Genomic DNA, 8,104 nt, shown 5'->3' on the forward strand with positions numbered 1-8,104 from the left:
TGTTCGCCGAGTTCCACCGAGTGCTCGCACCCGGCGGCCACCTCCTGGTCGGCTTCCAGGCGGGGGACAAGCACCGGCACCACGACCGCCCCTGGCGGATGCCCGGGAAGCGGCCCTGCATCATCAGTGCCGCCAGGCCCTTACTGTCCGAAGCCGTAGGCGAACAGGTGATCGGCGCCCGTAGCACCCGTCACCGGCAGCGTGATCGACGCCACCTGCTTGGACGCATCCAGCGGGACCTTCGTGGCGAAGGCGTAGGTCTTGACACTGTCCCGGCCTCCGCTCGCGGTGTTGCGGTACGACGTCGTGACGGCCGTCGTGTCGCCCTCGATCGGCTTGCCGGCCCCGCCGTTCAGCGTCCAGTCCGAGAAGCCGACCGTCGCCTTCGAGGTGGTGCCGTCGGTGTAGGTGACGGTCAGCGTGCCCGAGATGCCGTCGCTCGGCGCGTTGGTCGCCGCGCCGAGCAGGCCCAGCGACGCGCCCGAGGTGCCGGCCGGCATCGCAATGGTCTGGCCGGCCATCTCCAGGTTGTCCAGCTGACCGGATGTCACGGTCGGCCAGGTGTAGGAGATGCCGTCGACGGTGACGGTCGAGCCGCTCGTGACGCCGGCCGCCGACAGCGCGTTCTGCGAGTACGCCCAGCCATCGTTGTCGAAGCCGCCCGAGAAGGTGGCGCCGTCGGGATAGATGCCCTCGTTGGTGTTGTACGGCCACAGCGCCCCGGCCTTCGCCACGGCCACGCGGAGGCTCGCGCCGCTCAGTGTCCCTCCGGTGCTGTGGTCGGTCAGCGCAAAGGCGACCGGGTAGGTTCCCTCGCTCGTGCCGGCCGTCACATGGATCTTCGCCTCGGCGCTGCCCGAGGCGGGCACGGTCAGCGATCCGGACGACGTGTCCAACGTGACGGCGGAGGGAGCCGTGGCCTTCCAGTCGACCGTGACGGCCTTGCCCCCGAGGTTCGTCAGGTCGAGGGTGCCGTCACCGGACGTACCGGGCTGGAGCACCAGACCGTCGCTGGAGGGACCGGTCGCGGCCAGCACCCGGTTGCCGCCCGTGGTGTCCGAGGGCGGTGCCGCCGACGGGTCGGACGCCCAGGAGGTGTTGGGCTGGGTGCCGAGCGTGAAGTCGATGCTCCCCGCACCCTTGAACTGCCCGTACGTCAGCCAGGAGGTCTTCCAATCCTTGCCCTTGACGTTGAGCGACTGCACGTACGGCGCGTCGGGTGCGGCCTGCGGTGCGTTGATCCGCACCGTCCTGCCGCCGGCGAGGGTCGCCTGGGCCACCGGGAACGCCGGGCTGCCGAGCGCCAGGGTGTCCGTGCCCGGGGTCTCGGGGTACATGCCCAGCTCCGACCAGACGTACCAGGAGCTCATCGCGCCGAGGTCGTCGTTGCCGAAGGAGCCGACCGGAGCGTTGAAGTACAGCTTCTGCTGGGCTTCGCGGACGGCTGCCTGGGTCTTCCACGGCTGGCCCGTGTAGTCGTACTCCCAGGGGATCTCCACGCTGGGCTCGTTGCTCAGGTCGGCGTTGGTGTTGCCGGGATTGGTGATGTTGTCGAGGAGGCTGTCCAGGAACGACGAGTACGCCTTGGGGCCGCCGCGTGCCTGGATGAGCTGCTGCAGGTTGAACGGGACCATCGGGGTGTACTGGGCGGAGGTGCCCTCCACGAACCCGTTGGAGGTGCCGGGGGTGAATCCGCCCGCGAACTGGCCGTCCTTGTTCTTGGCCTGCAGATGGCCGGTCTGCGGGTTGAAGACGTTCATCCAGTCCTGGGCCCGGGTGGCGAACTTCTCGTGGACATCCGTCCTGCCCAGGGACTTCGCGAACGCGGCCAGCGCGTAGTCGGCCGAGTCGTACTCCAGTTGAGTGGAGACCGGGCCGTAGAAGTTGCAGCAGCCGTAGTCGTTCTCGTCCAGCGGAAGATAGCCCTTCGTGTCCCGTACCGACTCCCCCGGGCGGTCGTTGTTGGGGACGGTGGCCTCGTGCTGGAGAGCCGTGAGTGCCTTGCCGGTGTCGAAGTCCGTCGCGCCGAAGGCGTACGCGCCGGCGATGATGCCGGCGGCCGGGTCACCGACCATGACGTAGCTCTCGCCGTTGTTCGAGGCCCACTTGGGCAGCAGCCCCGTCTGGTCGTAGCCGTTGAGCATCGAGGTGACGACGTCACTCGCGACCTTGGGCTCGACCATCGCCATGAGCTGGGTCTGCGAGCGGTAGGTGTCCCAGCCCGAGTAGTTGGCGTACTGGGCCCTCTGCCCCTTGGCCAGCCTGTGGACCTGGTTGTCCATGCCCATGTACTGGCCGTTGGCGTCGGAGAAGACGTTCGGGTGCAGCAGTGCGTGATAGAGCGCGGTGTAGAACTGCACCTGCTGGTCGGAGGTGCCGCCGCCGATCTGGAGCTTGTTCAGCACCGTGTTCCACGCTTGGTGGTTGGCCTGCTCGACGGTGTCGAGGTTCCATGTCCTGATCTCGGCGGCGAGGTTGTCCGCCGCGTTTGCGTCGTTCGTGTAGGAGATGCCGACCTTCGCGCTCACCGTGGCGTCGGAGGAGGTGTCGAAGGTCAGGTACATGCCGTTCGCGCCCGTGGTGGGGGGCTGGGCCGCCCGGGGCGTGACCGACGACCGGGACCTGGTACCGGCGCTCGGCGCCGGGGACGGTGTGCCGGAAGCCTTGGCGCTGCTGCCGTGGATCGTGGGGGCCGGCTTCGCCGGGACGGTGAAGTGCTTCTCCTTCAGCGGGGCCGACTGGGAGGTCTGCGGAGTCTGCCGAACTTTGCCCGCCTTCAGTGACCTCGCGTCGGGGTTGATGGTGCTGCCGACCCAGGTGCCGCTCTCGGTGAACGGATGGTCGAACTTGATGTCGAAGTGCAGCGTGTACCTGTTCTTGGCGCCGCAGAAGTGACCGCTGTCGATCGCGCCGCTGATCTCCTGGTCGTTCACCACCTGGACGCGGGTTCCGTCCACCTGCGTGGCGCCGCCGCTCAGCTTGAACAGCAGGTTCCCCTGCCGGCCCGCCGGGAAGGTGAAGTGGCCGAGTCCCGCACGGGTGGTGTCGGTCAACTCGGTCGTGACGCCGTTCGCGTCGGTGACCTTGTAGGAGCCGATGCCCGCCTGCTCGTCGCTGTGGCTGAAGCCGACGGACGTGTCGCCGAGGCTGCCGGACAGCGCGCCGGCCACCGGCAGGATCGGCAGGTCGCCCGCGACGGGGCAGCCGGGGCCCGAAACGTGTGTGAGGCTGAAGCCTGAGATCTTGTTGTCGTTGTACTCGTAGCCGCCGCCGTCGGGGCGGTGGGGCGTCGTGTCGGGGCCCCACTGCACCATGCCGGCCGGCATGTCGGGACCGGGGAAGGTGTCCACGGCACCGGACGTGCCGATGAGGGGGTTGACGAGGGACGCGGGATCCTTCACGAACGCCGGCGTCGCGGTGCTCGCGGCATCGGCGCTGCCCGCTGCCGTGAGTGGCAGGGCGGCCATGCCCAACACGCAGACCGCCGCCAGGTGCTGACGGCGTCTCTTGCGGTCACGTGGCGCAGCTGAACGTCGGGGTCTCACCATCGGTTGCCTCCGCAGCAGTTCGTGCTTCGCACATCAGGTGCCGGCGCTCCCGGAACCACGCAGCGCCGACAGCAGACAACGTTGTCGGGCGCTCTCCGCCGGTCTGACAACGTTGCCATCTACGAGTGTCGAGTGAAACGCCTGAGCTGATGGGATGTCAACGAGGCCAACCGGACTTTCTGAGGGAGGAGTTCACGGATGGTCACATCCGCCGGGGCCGGGGTACGCCCAGGGGGTGCCGTGCCCTGCGGAGTCCGACCTCAGTTGTCGCGCTCGTCGGCAGGACCCGGCTCGGTGTCGATGGTGTAGACGTCCTTGAGCTTCACCTCGGTGACGCCGCGGCCCTCCGGGAAGACCGCGCGCCAGTCGCCGATGACGTGCAGTTCGTCGGTGCCCATCGCGCGGGCCACCATCAGGCCCTGGTCGTAGGCGCGGTGTGCTTTCCACCAGAGGTTCGCGAAGGCCTGCGAGCGGATGAGGTGCATCCAGTCGGTGCGGTACAGCTCCCGGTTGTAGTTCGACTCCCCCAGGGTCGAGACGAACTTCGAGTACATCGCCTTGACGTACTCCAGCGTCACTTCGTCGTCTTCGGCGATGGCCCGGTCCCGGGCTTCCTTGAGGGCGACGCGGAACTTCTCCAGCAGGCCTTCGGTGGCCCCGGAAGTCCACGACTCGTGGATCTCCGGCGGGTCGCACAGCCCGTACTTCGGCCCCGAGATCCGCAGCAGCAGCCGCAGGGTCGGTTCGGTCACCCACAGCGGTCCCGGCTCGTCCCGGCTGCCGATCGGGTTGGGCAGGCAGCCGTCGTGGTCCCAGTCCGGCGGGGTGATCAGGTGGAGGCCGGCGCGGCGCGGGTTGTGATGGTTGCCGGTGGAGTGCTCCAGCTGGCCGAGCGGCAGATGAGTCTTGAGGGCGCTCAGGTACGCGCCGTTGATGTCGAGCGCGGTGACCTCATGGCGGCCGGGCGGTAGTTCGGGCCGCGCCCACTTGGGGCGAGCCTCCCAGATCTGGTCCGCGCCGCGGGAGGACTGCTTGCGCAGGATGTCGGGCAGCCACGGATGGGCGACGATCTCGTAGCGGCCGCCCTTGCGGCTGTGGTCCAGCAGTGCCATCGCGTCCGGGATCGCCCGCTTCACCAGCGCCTTGGTCGCCGCTTCCACGTCACCGGAGTGCTCGGCGAGCGCGGCCGAGACCGCGGAGCCGATCAGGTCCGGGGTGTCGGCGGCCTGCATGCGGCGGCCGACGGGCACGACCCGGACACCGCGTCCCGCCTGCCCCTGTCGGCCGGGGGACGGTGCACGCGAGAGAGTCGTCTGCGCGGCGGGCTTCTCCGGCGCGACCGGCCCCTTCGGCTCCGCGGGCGCGGCGGCGCGACACTCGGCGGGGTCCAGATGCTGGGGGAATCCGGCGACCTGGTGACGGGCGGGCTGTCCGCACAGCACGCACGGTCGCGGGGTGGCGAGCACGTCGACGTCGTCGTCCTGGTCGGCCGTCGGCTCGGCATCCGCGCGAACTTCGTCCTCCGGCGCCTCCGCCGGGGCTTCCTCGGACACGTCCGCTGCCTCGGCCGCCAGCTTGGCCTTCGCCCCTTCAAGGAAGTACGCGTATTTCTCCCGCACTTCGCCGCTCGGGTCCCGTCCCGACTCCCAGCCCTTTACGGTGGAAGGGCTCACCGCCAGGGCCTGCGCGAGCTGGGAGCGCGAGACGTTCAGCTCCTCGCGCAGGGCACGCCGCTCCTCGACGGAAGGCAGCGCCACCTCCTTCTTGGCACCGGCGAGCAGCGCGTCGATCGCGCCGAAGTCCGTCATCGCACGCCCCCTTCGACGGCCGCAGGGCGCTGGGTGCCGGCCGGGCGGCCGGGAACGCGGCGGCGCGCGGCAGGCAGTGCCTCGGTGGCCCGGGTGGGTCCGGCCAGCAGTTCGAGGACGTCGATGCCGTAGTGCGCGGCGACCGCCTCGCAGTCGGTCAGACTCCACGCCGCGGTGCCGGACTGACGACGGCTCACCTGGGCCTGACTCACGCCCAGAGCGGCGGCCAGCTCGGTCTGCGACTCCCCTGCCGCATGCAGGAGCGCCGCCACCGCCGATCGCACCCGCTCTTCAAGGCTCATACCCACGATGGTGACTATATCGCGCATTCCTCATGCACCATACGCATATCGCATGACGGTGGGCAGCGGAACGGCCGCGTGCGGGCCATGGCACATGTCGGGTCAGTTCGGCGTGCAGTACGCGCGGGATCGTTCCAGACGGCGAAGAAGTCGGTCTCCAGCTGGACGCGTTCACATGATCAGTGGCAGGGGCGGCAGGATTTGAACCTGCGGCATCCGGTTTTGGAGACCGGCGCTCTGACCAGCTGAGCTACACCCCTTCGGTGGAGGACAGCTTGACATGACCAGCAGGTCCATCGCCAAAGGTTTTCCACCAACTGCCTTGCGCGAAGCGGCATTTCATGGCCCCTGCCGGACACCGATACGTTCCGGATTCATGGAGTGGAATTTTCTGACGGCCGAAGAACTGACGGCCGCACTGCGCGCCGGTGAAGTGACGTCGGCGGAACTGACCGACGGGGCGATCGCCCGTATTGAGCGGGACGACAAGGCGGTCAACGCGATCTGCGTGCCGGACTTCGACCGTGCGCGGGCCGCCGCCCGCGATGCCGACCAGGCCCGCGCACGCGGTGAGGACCGGCCACTGCTCGGTATCCCGGTGACGGTCAAGGAGTCCTACAACATCGCCGGACTGCCCACGACCTGGGGCATACCGCTGCACCGGAACTACGTGCCGGCCGAGGACGCGGTGCAGGTGTCGCGGCTCAAGGCCGCAGGCGCGGTGGTGCTCGGCAAGACCAATGTGCCCTTGGGTCTGCAGGATGTGCAGAGCTTCAACGAGATCTACGGCACCACCAACAATCCCTGGGACCACGGCCGTACGGCGGGCGGGTCCTCCGGTGGATCAGCGGCCGCCCTGGCGTGCGGGTTCGGCGCGCTGTCCATCGGCTCCGACATCGGCGGTTCGCTGCGCACCCCCGCGCATTTCTGCGGTGTCTACGCGCACAAGCCGACCCTCGGGCTGGCGGCGACCCGCGGCATGGTTCCGCCGCCCGCACCGGCACTGCCGGTCGAGCCTGATCTCGCTGTCGTCGGTCCGATGGCGCGCAGTGCCCGTGACCTCGCCCTACTGTTCGATGTCATGGCCGGACCGGACCCGCTGACGCTCGGTGTGGCGCACGACTTGCGGCTGTCGCCCGCGCGCCACGAGCGGCTTGGCGACTTCCGGGTCCTGGTTCTCGACGAGCATCCGTTCATTCCGACCGGGTCCGCCGTGCGGGCGGGCGTGAACCGGGTGGCCGACGCGCTTGCCGACGCCGGCGCCCGCGTCGAACGGCACAGTCCGCTGGTGCCCAGTCTCACCGAAGCGGCCGTGATCTACACGCGGTTGCTGTTCTCGTACTCCGCCGCGCGTTTCCCCGTCGAAACGTACGAACTGCTGCGAACCCATGCCGCCGGGCTGAGCGCGGACGACCGGAGTCTTGAGGCGGAGCGGCTGCGCGGCACGGTGCTCAGCCACCGCGACTGGATCGAGGCGAACGACCGCCGTGAACTGCACCGTCACGGCTGGCGGCAGGTCTTCGCCGAGTTCGACGCCGTGGTGTGTCCCGTCACGCCCACTCCCGCGTTCCCGCACGACCAGAACCCCGATCTGATGGGTCGCCGGATCGACATCGACGGCGTCGAGTACCCGTACCTCGACCAGCTCGTCTGGGCCGGTCTGGCCACCATGCCCGGACTGCCCGCCACCGCCGTACCCGCGGGCCGGTCCCCCGAGGGTCTGCCGGTGGGCGTGCAGCTCATCGGTCCGATGTTCGAGGACCGTACCCCGCTGCGGCTGGCGGAACTGCTCGAGCCGAAGCTCGGCGGCTTCCAGGCGCCGAGGTGATCCGCAAGCCGGCAGTCGTTCGAGCGCGGTCCTGACGGCCGCGGTGCGGGCCGTCAGGCGAGGCCGAACCAGCGAGCACCGTCTGGATCAGAAGGATGGTGGACATGGCGCCGACCCCGACGACCACGGCGGTGGCCGCGATGCGACAGCGCGGGCCGTTGGCCGCGGATCCGAGGACGGAGCGGCGGTTGGTCAGCTTCCCCGCCTGTGACCGGCCTTTGACCATGGCCGTGATCTTTCGCGACCAGTTCGAGTGAGACGAGTGGAAGCGGTCGAAGGCCCGTGTGGCGGTCGGCTTCGCTCATCCCGGGCCCCTGGCCGACCACGTGGAACGCGGTGCCGGGGGTGCGGGCGAGAGTGATGGTGGTGCCGGGCGGGGACACGCGCAGGGCGTTGGCGACCAGGTTGTCGATGACCTGCTCCAACGCGCCCGGAATTGCCCACACTTGGCCCGTCGGCAGGCCGGTCACGTCGACGGCGACGACAATCCATCAACGGCCCGGGGGGGGGCCGCGCGCCCCCCCCCCGGGCGGCGGGGGGCGGGGGGGGGGGGGCGGTTATAACCCATCCACCCCCCGGTGTGGGCGTGCGTGGCGGGGGTGTGTGGACGAGATGTGG

Annotated in this window: 4 protein-coding genes, 1 tRNA gene and 2 pseudogenes; 2 read left to right on the forward strand and 5 right to left on the reverse strand. The window is 69.5% G+C overall.

The window, feature by feature from the left end; genetic code table 11:
- A pseudogene (locus tag ACWC1K_RS50425) lies at positions 1 to 104 on the forward strand (SAM-dependent methyltransferase); the annotation flags it as partial.
- Positions 105 to 140: 36 nt separating this feature from the next.
- On the opposite strand, the gene ACWC1K_RS50430 reads toward ACWC1K_RS50425, so the two are convergent.
- From ACWC1K_RS50430 to ACWC1K_RS50445, 4 genes are all read right to left on the reverse strand, one after another.
- On the reverse strand, positions 141 to 3,467 hold the full coding sequence (locus ACWC1K_RS50430; protein ID WP_450840941.1) for a lectin: 3,327 nt from the start codon (positions 3,465 to 3,467) through the stop codon (positions 141 to 143).
- Between the two features lie 341 nt (positions 3,468 to 3,808).
- Positions 3,809 to 5,356: a helix-turn-helix domain-containing protein gene (locus ACWC1K_RS50435; RefSeq protein WP_450840943.1), complete on the reverse strand. Its 1,548-nt coding sequence runs from the start codon at positions 5,354 to 5,356 to the stop codon at positions 3,809 to 3,811.
- Complete coding sequence (locus tag ACWC1K_RS50440) at positions 5,353 to 5,658, reverse strand: helix-turn-helix domain-containing protein (protein WP_351478842.1); 306 nt, start codon at positions 5,656 to 5,658, stop codon at positions 5,353 to 5,355. The genes ACWC1K_RS50435 and ACWC1K_RS50440 overlap by 4 nt, the downstream gene beginning before the upstream one ends.
- Before the next feature lie 183 nt (positions 5,659 to 5,841).
- Positions 5,842 to 5,918: transfer RNA gene (locus tag ACWC1K_RS50445), tRNA-Trp, on the reverse strand.
- A gap of 116 nt (positions 5,919 to 6,034) precedes the next feature.
- Here ACWC1K_RS50445 and ACWC1K_RS50450 point away from each other — a divergent pair.
- On the forward strand, positions 6,035 to 7,486 hold the full coding sequence (locus ACWC1K_RS50450; RefSeq protein ID WP_450840945.1) for an amidase: 1,452 nt from the start codon (positions 6,035 to 6,037) through the stop codon (positions 7,484 to 7,486).
- Positions 7,487 to 7,751: 265 nt separating this feature from the next.
- Here the strand turns inward: ACWC1K_RS50450 and ACWC1K_RS50455 are convergent.
- Positions 7,752 to 7,968: pseudogene (locus tag ACWC1K_RS50455) on the reverse strand (ATP-binding protein); the annotation flags it as partial.
- Positions 7,969 to 8,104: the final 136 nt, after the last annotated feature.

The organism is Streptomyces sp. NPDC001492, from assembly GCF_053597275.1.

What these genes read in the sequence shown, in the direction of transcription:
- ACWC1K_RS50430 (WP_450840941.1), bottom strand. Translation starts at nt 3,467, where the DNA reads ATGGCCGCCCTGCCACTCACGGCAGCGGGCAGCGCCGATGCCGCGAGC.
- ACWC1K_RS50435 (WP_450840943.1), bottom strand. Translation starts at nt 5,356, where the DNA reads ATGACGGACTTCGGCGCGATCGACGCGCTGCTCGCCGGTGCCAAGAAG.
- ACWC1K_RS50440 (WP_351478842.1), bottom strand. Translation starts at nt 5,658, where the DNA reads ATGAGCCTTGAAGAGCGGGTGCGATCGGCGGTGGCGGCGCTCCTGCAT.
- ACWC1K_RS50450 (WP_450840945.1), top strand. Translation starts at nt 6,035, where the DNA reads ATGGAGTGGAATTTTCTGACGGCCGAAGAACTGACGGCCGCACTGCGC.